This window comes from Burkholderia sp. AU6039, assembly GCF_002223365.1.
Classification (GTDB): domain Bacteria; phylum Pseudomonadota; class Gammaproteobacteria; order Burkholderiales; family Burkholderiaceae; genus Burkholderia.
In genome coordinates this window covers 1,102,436-1,116,076 of record NZ_NKFK01000003.1, presented here as the reverse complement: position 1 = coordinate 1,116,076, position 13,641 = coordinate 1,102,436, and the positions used below count along the sequence as shown (strand labels likewise).

The 13,641-nt window shown below is 64.9% G+C and carries 13 protein-coding genes, 1 tRNA gene and 1 pseudogene; 5 read left to right on the top strand and 10 right to left on the bottom strand.

The window, feature by feature from the left end:
* Positions 1 to 40: 40 nt before the first annotated feature.
* From nusA to CFB39_RS07850, 6 genes are all read right to left on the bottom strand, one after another.
* Entirely contained in the window at positions 41 to 1,516 is a 1,476-nt protein-coding gene (gene nusA / locus CFB39_RS07875; RefSeq protein WP_006476166.1) for a transcription termination factor NusA, read from the bottom strand.
* The gene (rimP, locus tag CFB39_RS07870) at positions 1,516 to 1,974 is read right to left on the bottom strand and encodes a ribosome maturation factor RimP (RefSeq protein ID WP_014897219.1); all 459 of its coding nucleotides are present in this window, start codon (positions 1,972 to 1,974) and stop codon (positions 1,516 to 1,518) included. Before rimP ends, nusA begins: the two co-directional genes overlap by 1 nt.
* A 454-nt stretch (positions 1,975 to 2,428) precedes the next feature.
* The gene (gene rluB / locus CFB39_RS07865; RefSeq protein WP_089472651.1) at positions 2,429 to 4,195 is read right to left on the bottom strand and encodes a 23S rRNA pseudouridine(2605) synthase RluB; all 1,767 of its coding nucleotides are present in this window, start codon (positions 4,193 to 4,195) and stop codon (positions 2,429 to 2,431) included.
* 60 nt (positions 4,196 to 4,255) lie between these two features.
* Positions 4,256 to 5,287 carry an SMC-Scp complex subunit ScpB gene (gene scpB, locus CFB39_RS07860; RefSeq protein WP_089472650.1) on the bottom strand — a complete coding sequence of 344 codons (1,032 nt, stop codon included), beginning with the start codon at positions 5,285 to 5,287 and terminating at the stop codon, positions 4,256 to 4,258.
* 272 nt (positions 5,288 to 5,559) lie between these two features.
* The gene (locus CFB39_RS07855) at positions 5,560 to 6,771 is read right to left on the bottom strand and encodes a pyridoxal phosphate-dependent aminotransferase (protein ID WP_089472649.1); all 1,212 of its coding nucleotides are present in this window, start codon (positions 6,769 to 6,771) and stop codon (positions 5,560 to 5,562) included.
* 75 nt (positions 6,772 to 6,846) lie between these two features.
* On the bottom strand, positions 6,847 to 7,749 hold the full coding sequence (locus CFB39_RS07850) for a LysR family transcriptional regulator (protein ID WP_071334368.1): 903 nt from the start codon (positions 7,747 to 7,749) through the stop codon (positions 6,847 to 6,849).
* A gap of 431 nt (positions 7,750 to 8,180) precedes the next feature.
* Here CFB39_RS07850 and CFB39_RS07845 point away from each other — a divergent pair.
* A pseudogene (locus CFB39_RS07845) lies at positions 8,181 to 8,576 on the top strand (transposase); the annotation flags it as partial.
* A 201-nt stretch (positions 8,577 to 8,777) separates the two neighbouring features.
* Positions 8,778 to 9,029 (top strand): hypothetical protein, encoded by a 252-nt coding sequence (locus CFB39_RS40725; RefSeq protein WP_089425207.1) that lies wholly within the window; start codon positions 8,778 to 8,780, stop codon positions 9,027 to 9,029.
* A gap of 197 nt (positions 9,030 to 9,226) precedes the next feature.
* Here the strand turns inward: CFB39_RS40725 and CFB39_RS07835 are convergent, their stop codons facing one another.
* Positions 9,227 to 9,544, bottom strand: a complete 318-nt coding sequence (locus CFB39_RS07835; protein ID WP_011351791.1) for a hypothetical protein — start codon at positions 9,542 to 9,544, stop codon at positions 9,227 to 9,229.
* Positions 9,545 to 9,701: 157 nt separating this feature from the next.
* On the opposite strand from CFB39_RS07835, the gene CFB39_RS07830 reads away from it, so the two are divergent.
* The 3 genes from CFB39_RS07830 to CFB39_RS07820 all read left to right on the top strand — a co-directional run bounded on the left by CFB39_RS07830 (position 9,702) and on the right by CFB39_RS07820 (position 11,312).
* Positions 9,702 to 10,418, top strand: a complete 717-nt coding sequence (locus CFB39_RS07830) for a YdcF family protein (RefSeq protein WP_089472648.1) — start codon at positions 9,702 to 9,704, stop codon at positions 10,416 to 10,418.
* A 221-nt stretch (positions 10,419 to 10,639) separates the two neighbouring features.
* Positions 10,640 to 10,918: a hypothetical protein gene (locus CFB39_RS07825; protein ID WP_039339310.1), complete on the top strand. Its 279-nt coding sequence runs from the start codon at positions 10,640 to 10,642 to the stop codon at positions 10,916 to 10,918.
* Positions 10,919 to 11,054: 136 nt separating this feature from the next.
* A complete protein-coding gene (locus CFB39_RS07820) occupies positions 11,055 to 11,312 on the top strand; it encodes a hypothetical protein (RefSeq protein ID WP_021162409.1) in 258 nt (85 codons plus the stop codon).
* 40 nt (positions 11,313 to 11,352) lie between these two features.
* Here the strand turns inward: CFB39_RS07820 and CFB39_RS07815 are convergent, their stop codons facing one another.
* From CFB39_RS07815 to CFB39_RS07805, 3 genes are all read right to left on the bottom strand, one after another.
* Positions 11,353 to 11,643: a putative quinol monooxygenase gene (locus tag CFB39_RS07815; protein WP_039339313.1), complete on the bottom strand. Its 291-nt coding sequence runs from the start codon at positions 11,641 to 11,643 to the stop codon at positions 11,353 to 11,355.
* A gap of 528 nt (positions 11,644 to 12,171) precedes the next feature.
* A complete protein-coding gene (bamC, locus tag CFB39_RS07810; protein ID WP_089472647.1) occupies positions 12,172 to 13,383 on the bottom strand; it encodes an outer membrane protein assembly factor BamC in 1,212 nt (403 codons plus the stop codon).
* A gap of 141 nt (positions 13,384 to 13,524) precedes the next feature.
* A tRNA-Pro gene (locus CFB39_RS07805) sits at positions 13,525 to 13,601 on the bottom strand.
* Between the last annotated feature and the right edge of the window lie 40 nt (positions 13,602 to 13,641).

Here is a 13,641-nt window from a genome sequence, read left to right as displayed (position 1 = left end):
CCATACGGCCGCCATCAAATCAGTGCGCCATGGTCATTTCTCACTGGAACCAATGTTCACGTGCTTTCATGATCAACGCCTTAGCGGCATCCTCTTCCATCCCGGTCATGTCGACCAGTTCATCTACAGCCAGCTCGGCGAGATCGTCGCGCGTCTGCACGCCGTGTTCGGCCAGCTTCGCGAGCAGCTCCGGCGTGATGCCGTCGAGGCTCTTGAGATCCAGCGCTGCGTTCTCGACCTTTTCTTCGTTCGCGATGGCCATCGTCAACAGCGCGTCGCGTGCGCGATTGCGCAGTTCGTGCACGGTGTCCTCGTCGAACGCCTCGATTTCGAGCATTTCGTTGAGCGGCACGTACGCGATCTCTTCCAGGCTCGTGAAGCCTTCGTCGATCAGGATGTCGGCAACTTCTTCGTCGACGTCGAGACGCGCCATGAACAGTGCACGCAGCCGGTCGCGCTCTTCACCCTGCTTCAGGGCGGATTCGTCCGGCGTCATGATGTTGATCTGCCAGCCGGTCAGTTCGCCTGCAAGACGAACGTTCTGACCGCTGCGGCCGATCGCGACAGCCAGCTCGTTCTCGTCGACGACGACGTCCATCGAGTGCTTTTCTTCATCGACGACAATCGACTGAACAGCTGCCGGCGCGAGCGCGCCGATCACGAACTGGGCGGGATCCTCCGACCATAGCACGATGTCGATGTTTTCGCCACCGAGCTCGTTGCGCACGGCCTGCACGCGGGAACCGCGGATGCCGACGCAGGTGCCGATCGGATCGATCCGCTTGTCGTACGCGATGACGCCGATCTTCGCGCGCACGCCCGGGTCACGGGCAGCCGCCTTGATTTCGAGCAGGCCCTGCTCGATTTCCGGCACTTCCATCTCGAACAGCTTCATCAGGAACTCGGGCGCCGTACGCGACAGCTCGATCTGCGGGCCGCGCGCGGTGCGGTCGACCTTCGCGATGTAGGCGCGCACGCGGTCGCCCACGCGCAGGTTTTCCTTCGGGATCAGCTGATCGCGGCGCAGCAGCGCCTCGACACGGCCCGATTCGACGATGAAGTTGCCCTTGTCGAGGCGCTTCACCGTACCCGTCATGATCTTTTCACCCCGCTCGAGGTAGTCGTTCAGGATCTGCTCGCGCTCGGCGTCGCGCACCTTCTGCAGGATCACCTGCTTGGCCGCCTGCGCGCCGATGCGACCGAACTCGATCGACGGAACGGGTTCCTCGACATACTCGCCGACTTCGACGTCGGGCTTCTGCTCACGTGCTTCGAACAGCAGGATCTCGCGATCCGGCTCCTGCAAGCCTGCCTCGTCGGGCACGACGAGCCAGCGACGGAAGGTTTCGTGCTCGCCGCTTTCGCGATCGATATGGACGCGGATTTCGGCGCCTTCGTCGAACAGCTTCTTGGAAGCGGACGCGAGCGCAGCCTCGAGGGCGCCCAGCACCACATCCTTGTCGACGTTTTTCTCGCGCGCCAGCGCATCCACCAGCATCAACACTTCGCGACTCATTATTTGCGGCTCCTAAAGTCAACTTGCGGAATCAGGCGGGCTTTGTCGATATCGGCCAGCGTGAAATCCAGCATGGCCGCCTCGCCCTTCTTCCTCTCAAATTCCAAACCGATCGTTTCGCCATTCGGCGCGTGCAGAATGCCCCGGTACGTCTTGCGCCCGTCCAGCGGCTTTTTCAAGGTCACGGAAACTTCGCTGCCAGCGAAGCGCTCGAAGTCGGCCAGCTTCTTCAACGGGCGGTCGAGCCCCGGGGACGAGACTTCGAGCCGTTCGTAATCGATGTTTTCGACCGTCAAGACGTGCTGGAGCTGACGCGTGACCTTTTCGCAATCTTCGAGCGAGATGCCGGCAGGCTGATCGATATAGATGCAAAGCATGCCGCGCCCGGTGCGCTCGAGATCCACCAGCTCGTAGCCGAGCCCGGTGACCGTGGTTTCTATCAGTTCCGTCAGTTGCACTGTGTCCTCTCAGGTGTTCGCGCCCGCCGCTCGCGATTACACCCGCGGGCGCGCGCCTTAGCCGGCGCAGGAAGCGCTACCCGAGATGCCTAACCGTTTCAGCAAAAAAAAATGGGCGGAACGCCCATCTTCTTACTGGTGGTCGCACCTGAGCCGCACATTGAATCCGTACGCCCAGCGACTTCGCGATTATAGCGATTTTTGGCGCAAACGCCAAGCCAGCCGGCAAAAGCAGCGTGTCGCCTGCCTTTACGGGCCCAAAAATGCGAAATCGGGCTGCACGATCAACCGGCGCCATGACGGCAAGCCGGAGATCGGTCATGCCAGCGGCCATCCAGCACCGCGTGACATATATACAGTCGAAAGCAATAAACGCAATGCCTCGCGCCGACAAGACCGGCCGGATACCGATCCGGCCGTCACACCGGCGGCCTTGCGCCGCATGCCTGATTGCTCAGCGGCTGCGCGTGCGGCTGCGCTGCGGACGCTGACCGCCACGCGGGCCGCCGCCGTTGCCGGCACCCTCGGCACGATTGCCGTTCGGGTTGCGGTTACCGCCCTTGCTGCCGCCGCGCTTGGGGCCCGCGCCGTCGCGCTTGGGGCCTGCGCCATACGATGCGCGGTTGCCGTCGACATCGCCACGGCCACCGCCAGCGCGATTGCCATCGCGCCCGCCTCCGCCCGCACGGTTGCCATCCCGGCCGCCGCCGGCGCGATTGCCGTAGCCCGACGGCGCGACCGGCAGGCTGCCGTAGCCGCTCAGACCCGGCAGGCCCGGCCCGCCGCGACGACCGCCGCCGCGACGCGGCTGATCCAGCTGCCCGTGTGTCGTCAGCACCGGCTCTCGGCCGATGAAGCCCATCGACGTCTGCATCGGATCGGGCTGGCGACGCTCTGCCTGGCCGGCACCGCCGCGCTTGCCCTTCTCCTCGGTCGGCGCCTTCAGGCCGACGGTCGCCATCAGCTTGCGCACCTGCGTGTCGTCGAGCTCTTCCCAGCGACCGCGCTTCAGGCCGCGCGGCAGCGGAATCGGGCCGTGACGCGTACGGATCAGGCGGCTCACCATCAGGCCGACCGCCTCGAACATCCGGCGCACCTCGCGGTTGCGGCCTTCTGCCAGCGCAACGTGATACCAGTGGTTCGTGCCTTCGCCGCCGCCGTCGCGGATGCGCAGGAAGTTCGCCGGGCCGTCATCGAGCTCGACGCCGTGCAGCAGCTTCTGCCGCATGCCTTCGGCCAGCTCGCCGACGACGCGCACCGCGTACTCGCGCTCGACACTGTAGCGCGGGTGCATGAAGCGGTTGGCGAGGTCACCCGAAGTCGTCAGCATCAGCAGACCTTCGGTATTGAAGTCGAGGCGGCCCACCGCGAGCCATTTCGCCGTCTTCATCGGCGGCAGGCGGTCGAACACCGACGGACGGCCTTCCGGATCCGCGTGGCTGACGATCTCGCCCGTCGGCTTGTGGTACAGCAGCACGCGCGGCGGCTTGTTCGGCAGCTTGCGCTTGACCGGCTTGCCGTTGATCCGCACCTGGTCGGTCGGCATGATGCGCTGGCCGATGTGCGCGGGCTCGCCGTTCACCGACACGCGGCCGGCGACGATCAGTTCTTCCATTTCGCGGCGCGAGCCCATGCCCGCTTCCGCCAGCACCTTGTGAAGCTTCGGCGCGTCGTCGTCCGGCGACAGCACGCGCTTGTTCGCCGGCTGGCTACGGCCGCGACGCAGCATCGGTGCACGCACGCCGCTACCGCCCGCGGAGTTGTCCGCGTCGAATGCCGGCGACGTCACGTAGGCGAACAGTTCGTCCTGGGACGCATCGCCCTCCGCCTTTGCCGCACCGCTTTCAACCTTCGGCGCGCTGCCGCGACGGCCCTGGCCGCCTTGGCCACCCTGAGCCTTGGCCGCGCCTTCGCGCTTGGCCGCCGGCTTGCGAGCACCCTTGGCCGCACCTTCCTTGCGCGGCGCACGCGTCGGCTGCTGCGCTTCGGTGGCTTCGGCCGGCTGCGCGTCAGCGCCTTCGCCGCCCTGCGGCTCGCCTTCGGCGCCCTTCGACTTGGCCGCCGCGCGACGCCGCGCGATCAGGCTGCGCGGGCCTCGCCGCAGACCGCGGCGGGGACGCTCGTCGCCGCCCTCGGCCGAAGCGCCCTGCTCCGGTGCATCGTCGGCACGCGCTGCCTGTACGGCAGGCGCGGACGATTCAATATCGTGGATATCTGTCAAAACAACCTCAAAATGTCAGGTCTCGCGCCCGGCGCGGGCGCGGCAAGAAGTTGGCCGCGATCAGGCGCGACGCTGTTCAGGTTCTGCTTCGTCGTCCGGCAGCGCATCGGCACCGATGGGTGCACTGGCGCTTCGTACGGCATCGGCGAGACTGTCGGACGTGTCGTCCAGCCTCTCGTCGTCCGCAGGACGGGAACGGGGGGCGTCGGCCTGGCCGGCCTCGCCGGGCATGTCGCCGGCCGCTTCCGCTCCGTCTCCGGCAACCGCTTCGGCAGCCGGCTTGCGATCTTCCTCGCTCCAATCCGCACGCAGCGGCTCGGGCTGCACACCGGCTAGCGCTGCTTCGGCGCCAGCCTGTTCCATTCGTTCCGCTTGCCCGCGAACAGCATCGAGCGTATCGCGGCTCGCGATTTCATGCGTCGACGCGACGCCCGCCGCAGGATCATCCGGCAAGCCTGCCGATTGATCGCTGGATGCCTCATCCGTTTGCGGCGCGTCGCCCGTTGCGTCACCGGCAACCGGCATGCCCTCGTCGAAATCCATCGCCTGCTGCGCCAGCAGCGCGGCCTCGATGTTCGCGGCCGGCTCTTCGAGTGCAGGCAGATCATCGAGCGCCTTCAGGCCGAGGTCGTCGAGGAATTGCTTGGTCGTCGCATACAGCGCCGGGCGTCCCGGCACGTCGCGATGACCGATCACCTCGATCCAGCCGCGATCCTCGAGTTGCTTGACCACCTGCGTATTGACCGTCACGCCGCGAATCTCTTCGATGTCGCCGCGCGTGACAGGTTGCCGATACGCGATGATCGCGAGCGTTTCGAGCACCGCACGCGAATATTTCGGCGGCTTCTCGGGATGCAGGCGATCCAGATAGTGGCGCATCGCCGGCTTGCTCTGGAAGCGCCATCCGGTTGCCAGCGCCACGAGTTCGACGCCGCGGCCGGACCAATCCTGTTTCAGATCTTCGAGCAACGTGCGGACCGTGTCAGCCGACACGCCGTCGGCAAAGAGCTTGCGCAAATCGCCGAGTTTCAGCGGTTCCTGCGCGCAGATCAAAGCAGTCTCGAGGACGATCTTCGCCTCTTGGGTATTCATGCAGCTAGGCCAGACCCTGTGGTCAAACGAACCGGATCAACAAACAGACGAAAGGAACGGAAGACGCGCTCGCCCGATTCTGATCGGTCATATTGATGGGAGCACGAACCGGGGGCGGCGAACCAACTTCAGGCCAGGCCCAAACCGGACGGAACAGCACGGCTCAACGACGGAACCGCGTGACTGAGCGCCATATTACGCAAAATTGCCCGGTGCGTAAAGATGAGCCGAACGGGGTGCCGCCAGCACGCCGTGCCCGCTCCGGCCCCGCTTCAGCGGTCGGCCACGCCCCGTGCGAGGAACCGCCGCAACCGCTCGACACCCGCGTCGAGCCGCGCCGGATCGCATGCGTAGCACCAGCGCACGAACCCTTCCCCCTCCGGGCCGAATGCACGCCCGGGCGCGAGGCCGAGCCCCGCCTCGCGCACCAGCGTCTTGCAGAACGCGAGGCTGTCTGACGCGCCCGGCAGGCGCAGGAACAGGTACATCGCGCCCGGCGGAGGCGGCACCTCGACACCCGGCAGCGTGCGCAGCGCGGCGACCAGGTGATCGCGCGCATCGCCAAGCGCCGCGACGAACGACCGCACGAACGGTTCGCCATCGCGCAGCGCGACCTCACCCGCGGCCTGCACGAAGGCCGGCGCACACGACGTGTTGTATTCGACGAGCTTCGACAGGTCAGCCATCACCGCTGCCGGCGCGATGAGCCACCCCAGGCGCCAGCCCGTCATCGCCCATGCTTTCGAAAACGAATTCACGACCACGACCCGCTCGTCGCGTGACGCAATGTCGAGGAACGATGGCGCACCGTCCGCGCCGCCTGCGTCGAACGCGAGCCGCTCGTACACCTCGTCGGCGACCAGCCAGATGCCGTGGCGGCGGCAATGGGCGAGCACCGCTTGCTGGTCGTCGCGCGACATCGTCCAGCCGGTCGGATTGTTCGGCGAGTTGATCAGCAGCATCCGCGTATCGGGCGTCAGCGCCGCAAGCAGCCGCCCGACATCGAGCTGCCAGCCCGCATCGCCATAGCCGAGCGGTACGCATTCGACCTGCGCCCCAAGGATCTTCGGAATCTCGACGAGATTCGGCCATAGCGGCGTGACCGCGACGACACGCTCGCCCGGACCGACCAGCATCTGCGCGGCCAGCATCAGCGCGCTCACGCCCGAACTCGTCACGGCGACGGTGTCGGCCGCCGTCGCACCGTGACGGGCGCTGACGTAGGACGCGATCGCATCGCGCAGCGGCGCAGTGCCGAGGTTGTGCGTGTAGAAGGTTGCGCCATCGCGCAGCGCCGCCGCGGCGGCGTCCCGGATGAAGTCCGGCGTCACGCGATCGGATTCGCCGAACCAGAACGGCAACATGTCCGGCACGCCAAAGCCGGCGTTTGCCACTTCCCGGATCAGCGACGGACGCAACGCGTGCACGGCGTCGCGGGCCGCCGGCGAACCGGCCACCGGAAGAGAATCTGCGGAATGCACCATCGAGAACCACCTTCGAGGAACACGATCCGCGTAGTGTACCGGCCCGCAAGCAGGGCCGGCGCACGCCGATCCGCGTCAGTCGAGGTCCTCTGCCCTCGCCGGCATTTGCCGCACGAGTTCCCAGATCGCCTGCGCAGCGGGCGACAACGACCGGTCGCGGCGGCGCACGAGTTCGACCGTGCGCTCGGTGCGCGGCGTGAGCGGCCGCGCGACGAGCGTCGAGCCGGCTGGTAGCGGCAGCGACAGCCACGGCTGCACGCTCACGCCAACGCCGGCCTCGACGAGTCCGAACACGGTCGCCGAATGCCCGAGCTCCTGCATGACCGTCGCGTTGACATGATGAGCGGCCAGTGCGGCGTCGATCAGCGGCCGGCTTCCCGATGCATGATCGAGGAGCACGAGGCGCTCGCCATCCAGCGCCGTCCAGGGCACCTCGGCGCGCGCCGCGAGCGGATGGTCGGCGCGTGCGACCAGGCAGAACGAATCGGTCATCAACGATTCGCAGACGAGATCGGCCACCGTGAGCGGACCGATCACGACGCCGAAATCGACCTCGCTCGACTTCACCTTGCGCAACACGTCGCTCTGCACGTCGTCGCGCAAACCCAGCGTCACGAACGGAAACTGGCGCTCGCACGACGCAACCACGCGCGGCATCAGCCGGCACGCGATCGTCGGACTGGCTGCGACGATCACGCGCCCGCGGCGCTGCTCGCCGATTTCGCGAATCTCGCGCAGCGTATCGTCGAGATCGTCGAGCAGACGGGACACGCTCGCGATCAGGTTCGCACCGACATCGGTCAGCTGCACGTCGCGCGTCGTTCGATCGATCAGCTTCAGCCCGAGCTCGGCCTCGAGCTCGCGCACGCAGCGACTGACCGCGGACTGCGTGAGCCCGATCTCGTCACCCGCGCGACTGAAGCTCTTGAGCCGCGCGACCTCGATGAAGACGCGAAGCTGGCGCAGCGTGACGTTCATTTCCTGACCTCATCAATCGTCGATATCGATGCGCGATTTTAATGCGCGAATCCGGCTTCGAGGTGCGAATCAGGCACCTGCCCCACATGTTTCGCTGCGGTGCAATACATCCGCGAACGCACGTGGTGCGGGCGAACTGCACAAGATTGGTGATTGTCCCGATTTGCTGGCGGGTTATTTTGGCGTCTTATACGCCCCTAGCTGACTTAGCCGTTAGCTCGCTGCCAAGCGGCTCTCGAGGGAATTACCTCCGACATGGCACGCTTCGTGCATTACCTGGCGCACAGGGCACAGGTTTGGTCGGACGGAAGAGCAGAAACGCCGCTGCCGGCCAACCGGACGCCCCCACCCGGCACTCGACGATCGAGTGCCTGAAGAGTGCGCGGCGCAGGGCAGCGCACCGGAGTTAGCTTCGCTGAGGTGAGGACATGATGCTGTTCGACGATTTGAGAGATAACGAGTGGGCGCTGGTCGAGGGTCTGTTTTGCTCTGAACCCGCACGGAGTGAGCGGCGCGGCCGCCCCCGCGTGGAAGCCCGCTCGGTGGTGAACGCCGTGCTGTGGGTGCTGTCGACGGGTGAAGGCTGGTCGAAGCTGCCGGGCCGCTATCCGTCGCCGCCGACTTGCCGCCGTCGCTTCGACGAATGGCAGGCGGACGGCACGCTCGCCGAAATCGTGAAGCGACTCGGCACGAGCGGCCGGCAGATCTCCCTGCGCGGGCGCATCGGCGCAAGCGCCGCGAAGCCGCCCGCACCACCGAGCCGCGACCGGCTGCGCGGCGCCTTCTGGACCAATCCGGAATCCTGGCGCGCGCCCGTCAAGATGGCGTAACGAATGCTCGATCGGGCGGCTTCGGCCGCCCGGTTTCTTTCAGCGACGCGACCCGTTCGCGACGCCCGCATTGCCGTCGATTACCGTTGTCGTGCCGCGATACATCTATTTACCAATATTTACAGCAAGCCTGCACTCCCACGCTTACCTTAGCGAAATATCAACAGGCCGCATCGACGGCTTGAAGGGAGCCCCGCCATGAAACCAATGTCACTGCTCGTTGCATGCGGCATTGTCATTTCCGTGGCGTTGTCGGCTCCAGCCCACGCCGACGATCGCGTGAAGCCGCCCCACCGCCAGCAGGATCACCGGAACACCCTCCGCCAGCCGCCGTCCGCCAATCCGCCCGGCCGGCAAACCGTGCCGCGTGGCGACCTGCGTGGCGACATCGCCAGCAACGCGCGAGCGCGCATCGGCTCGCAGCCGACCGACGTACCGCGTCATCCGTAGTCCTGCCAATTTCGGGGATTTCGCCAAAGAAAATGCCCGCGATCGGGAACTGCGCCGCATGCGACGAGTCAGAACCTTGCCATGAGCACAGCGTGGCAACAGCAAAAGTATCCGGTACGCCCGTATCCTCGCGATACGGGCTTTTTTTTGGCGCATCGCCAGCCGCACGGCGATGCGCGTGGCGGGATGATCGACCGCTACAGGCGGCTTTCGAGAATCGCCACGGCGCTCGCTTCGCTCAATGCGTAGTCGGCCATGCGGCGATCGGTCCAGGAAAGTAATTTCTCGTCGCGCTCGAGGCGCGAGAATTCGGCTCGACCGCTTTCGGTCAGTACGGCAATGTCGACCGGTGCATGGAAGCCCGGTGCGGGGGCAACGGTTTTCTGCCTGACCGTGTCCATCAGCCCGAGCGAACGGAGATACTCGAACACGCCCGGGCGGCGTGCCCACGGTACCTGGCGGTACTGCACTCGTCTCAATGCGTCGAGCACCGCTTCGTTGGAATACGTGGCCATCTCGATTCTTTCTTAAAGTGCAGCGACAATGCGAAGCGGCGCGCCGGGCGGTGTCTCCGCCCGCCGATACCGCCACCGATTCTGGACGCCGACGTTCGGCGTCGCGTCAGGGCCGGATCGTCAGCCGTCCATAAAAAGACACCATACCCCAATCAAATTGATTCTGTTCGATTCATTTGTACTTCTCTTCATCGGTTTCATGCTCTGCCGCAAGCGGCGACGAATCATCTCGATCGCCGCCGTTGCGCTGTTCTGGCTGCTCGCGACAGGCTGGCTCGCCGCGCCGCTGATCGCCTGGACCGAGGCGGGCGTCGCACCCGTCGAGCACCCGGACATGCATGGACGGACCACACTGATTCTCATCGGCGCAGGGACGAAGCACACCGACTCCGGGCTGCGGCCGCCACCTGACGGAACCGCCCGCATCCACAAGGTCGCAGCGCTCTACCGCACCTGCCGGCAGCAAGCCGAGCGCTGCACCGTGGTGATGTCGGGCGGCGACCCGCAGCATCACGGCGAAACCGAGGCTGCCGTATACGGGCGCCAACTCGTCGCCGAAGGCGTCGCGCCCGCGGACCTCGTTCTGGAACCGGATAGCCGCACAACCTACGAAAACGCGAAATTCACTGCGTCTATACTACGCTCACAGTATGACGACGCACGCATTCTCGTCACTTCCTCATACCAGATGCGCCGCGCGTTGCTCGATTTCCACCGTTTCGGGATCGATCCGCAGCCCGTTTATGCGAATCGCCGGCCTGCGCAAACGGGCTGGCTGCCGCGCTGGCGCAATGTAGTCAACGCCGAGCAGGCGCTGCACGAACTGGTCGGCATCGCGCAGTTCCATGTCTATCGATGGCTCGGGTGGTTCTGACGACTCCGGGGAAACCGGAGCGGAAATGACTGCGACGACGACGATGGCAGCCGCGTGACGAAGCGCGCGAAGTGTTGCGCGACTTCAACGGGGCGTTGCGTCGCGCCACGATCCGGTGCACATTGATCCGTCACTTTTGTTACACTCGACACGCACTCGATTGCAGTCGCCAGACAAAACGGCAACACTCGGGTTCATCACCACTTAGCGGAGGTAAAGCAATGAAGAAGACGTCCCTGGCTATCCTGGTAGCGATGTCGGCGCTGACTGGCGCAGCGTATGCGCAAGAGAGCACGGAAATCAAGACGATTACCGATCCGGCCAAGATCTCCGAGATCGAGCAGCGCGCACAGGCGCTGCAGCAGCAGCAAGCGGCGGAAGCCGCACAGCCGGCGGTGCAGGAAGAGCATCACCACGGCAAGAAGGCTGCTCACCACAAGGCTGCTGCGAAGAAGGCCGGCAAGAAGGCTGCCAAGGCCGCAGACGCCGCCAGCCAGTAAGTTCGGCGGCACCGCACAAGCGAAAAGCCGAATCCGGGCAACCGGGTTCGGCTTTTTTGGTTGCGGTGCTCGTGCGCTGTGCTAAAGTCGCGCACCGAAATTTTCCACCCGTGCGCACCCCGGTGCGGAGGACAGCATGAGCAACATTCAACTCGACATCGAGTGGACCGAAGCCGCCACTCGCCAGATCAAGCAACTGATGCCCCGCGGCTCGGCTGACGCGTTCCTCGCGCTGCCGCCGATCGAGTGCCTGCCGATGGAGGGCGATGTGCTTTTCCTCGGCCCGCAAGGCAAGCAGCAACCGTTCATCGTCGCCGAGCGCCAGTACCATCACGACGGCGACGCCGACTGGACGATCATCCTGATCCTCGACGTACCCAACACGTCGCACTGACGCATCCCGCGACCGGACACGTCCGGTCGCCCCGCCCGGCTCAGACGAGCTTCGACAGCACGCGGATTTCGGAACGCTCGATCCAGTCCGCGGCCGCTTCCCGATAAGCGAGAATGTGCGCAGAACGCGCATGAGCAGCCAGCGCCTCCTCGCTTTCCCAGCGCTCGACGAATACGAATCGCGCCGGCTCCTTCAGATCCCGATGCAGGTCGTACTGCAACGCCCCTGCTTCGTTGCGGGTCGGCTCGACGATCCCTTCGAGCTGGGCACGCAACTTCTCCTCGGCGCCCGGCTTCGCCACGATCAGCGCCACGACTGCAATTTCCGCCATTCCCGTTCCCCCTTCATCTGGAAAAGCCCGAGAATACGCGAATCGCGCATTGGCTGCGCCAGCACGGCGTCACACGACGGCCCCAAAAAAATAGCCCGCGCTTCAGAGAAGCGCGGGCGAAACCGTCGCCCTACGAGGATAGGCGACGGGGCCATCGGGATCCGCACGCTGGCGCGGATCGTCATCCGTTGCGCCGACGCTTGTCGCGTCGACATTCGAAGACGTCGATACCGTTGTTCGGGCGCTCGCGGCGCACCCCCGGCATCTGACGCCATCCTCCCTGTTTCAACAATTCCAATATATAAAGCAGGTTGCGTGCCAACTGCCACAAACCGACCACCTCATTGATTTATAAGGATAAATTTTTGGCTTTCGACGATGCGACATGGGTTTTGCCGCCGTAACGCGCGGATGTTACGTAACGTCACGAGGAGGGACCGAACCTCCGGCACACATGCGCGCCAGCGAGCGGCAATGAAAAAGCCCGCCATGTGGCGGGCTTTTTCATTGCCGCGGAGAAAGTCGAGATCAGCGAAGCTGATTCACGAGCAGCCCCATGATCTGGCGAGCCGGCGACGACGTATCGATCGCACCCGAATCGTCGACGATCGCGATGCGCGTCTGGTCGGCCGTGAGTGCCTTCACGTTGACACGGTACTGCTTCGCCTGCTTTTCCTTCTTGCCGTGGAACAACTGGCTCCAGAAGCCCTGCTCGGCCGAGGTCAGATCCTTCGGATCGACATAGCGCACGAAATACAGGCCCTTCGTGCGATCACGATCGTCGACGGTGAAGTTCGCACGATCGAGCGCGAGACCGACGCGCAGCCACGACCGGTCGTACGGCTCGCCAAGCGTGACTTCCGACGGAACGGCAGCATCAGCCGCATCGTTGCCTTGCGCCGACGTGCGGGACACGTTTTGCGCGGCAATCGCTGCAGCAGCCTTCGACGATGCGTCGTCCGCCTTCTTGTCCTTGGCCACCGGTACCGTGTTGTCCTTGATGTTCGCGATTGGCGGCTCGCCGTTCTTCGCGCGCTGCTCGTTCTGTGCGAGCACCGCCATCAATCGCTTCAGGTATTCGGTCTCGAGCGCGGGATCATTCGGCTTCGGTTCCCACTTGCTCGAATCGTTGTTCGAGCCCGTGATCGCTTCGCGCATCCCCTTCTGGCTGATGAACACGTAGGTGCCGCCATTCGGCGCCGAATCGAGACGCGTACGGTACTTGTTGCGCTCGGCCGTCACGTACGAGTTGCCCATCGCCTTCGAGATCACGCTACGGATCAGGCCGTCGTTGATCTGCGGATGGGTTTCGTTCCAGTCGGTTTCCATCACGCCCTTGTCGCGCTGGTCGACGACGAGCAGGAAGCCCTGCTCCTGCCAGAAGCGGCGAACTTGCGGCCAGACGGCGGCGGGCTGCTTGCCGTCGATCACGAGCCAGCTCTCGGTGCCGTCGCGCTGGATATGCATGCCCGCGACGGCCGGAGCAACAGTGTCCAGCGCAGGCGCTGCCTGCTGGACCTGCTGAAGCGCGGACAGGGAAGTCGCGCCGCCCTGGGGCGGCAGCGAACGCTGATCGGCCGTCTCGTCGAGCATGTTGGGCGGCACTGCGAGCGACGCTTCCTTCGATTTCGAATCGCTCTTGTAGTCCACTTTCGTGGGCGACGACGTACCGCAACCGGCGACGAGCGCGCCGGTGGCGAGCACTGCAGCGAACCGCATGGTAAGACGAAGATCAGTCATGTTCGGGGAATCCTCTTCCGCTAAATCACGGCGCTTTCCGTGGATCAACCTTGCATTTTACCGGGGCCGCGCCGCGATGTGCAAAAAAGCGACCGGCAAGAAAAAACCCGCGTCAGCCTGAGCTGACGCGGGTTCTTTGTCTGGTCGGGGCGAGAGGATTTGAACCTCCGACCACCTGCACCCCATGCAGGTACGCTACCAGGCTGCGCTACGCCCCGAAAGAAAAAAATTATAACAGACAGTTTTGCGATTTAGAAC

Coding starts and splice junctions, on each gene's coding strand:
- CFB39_RS07835 (WP_011351791.1), bottom strand. CDS start 9,544: ATGGCCACGTATTCCAACGAAGCGGTGCTCGACGCATTGAGACGAGTG.
- CFB39_RS07815 (WP_039339313.1), bottom strand. CDS start 11,643: ATGGCGGAAATTGCAGTCGTGGCGCTGATCGTGGCGAAGCCGGGCGCC.
- CFB39_RS07855 (WP_089472649.1), bottom strand. CDS start 6,771: ATGGTGCATTCCGCAGATTCTCTTCCGGTGGCCGGTTCGCCGGCGGCC.
- bamC (WP_089472647.1), bottom strand. CDS start 13,383: ATGACTGATCTTCGTCTTACCATGCGGTTCGCTGCAGTGCTCGCCACC.
- CFB39_RS40725 (WP_089425207.1), top strand. CDS start 8,778: ATGAAACCAATGTCACTGCTCGTTGCATGCGGCATTGTCATTTCCGTG.
- scpB (WP_089472650.1), bottom strand. CDS start 5,287: ATGAATACCCAAGAGGCGAAGATCGTCCTCGAGACTGCTTTGATCTGC.
- CFB39_RS07850 (WP_071334368.1), bottom strand. CDS start 7,749: ATGAACGTCACGCTGCGCCAGCTTCGCGTCTTCATCGAGGTCGCGCGG.
- CFB39_RS07825 (WP_039339310.1), top strand. CDS start 10,640: ATGAAGAAGACGTCCCTGGCTATCCTGGTAGCGATGTCGGCGCTGACT.
- CFB39_RS07820 (WP_021162409.1), top strand. CDS start 11,055: ATGAGCAACATTCAACTCGACATCGAGTGGACCGAAGCCGCCACTCGC.
- nusA (WP_006476166.1), bottom strand. CDS start 1,516: ATGAGTCGCGAAGTGTTGATGCTGGTGGATGCGCTGGCGCGCGAGAAA.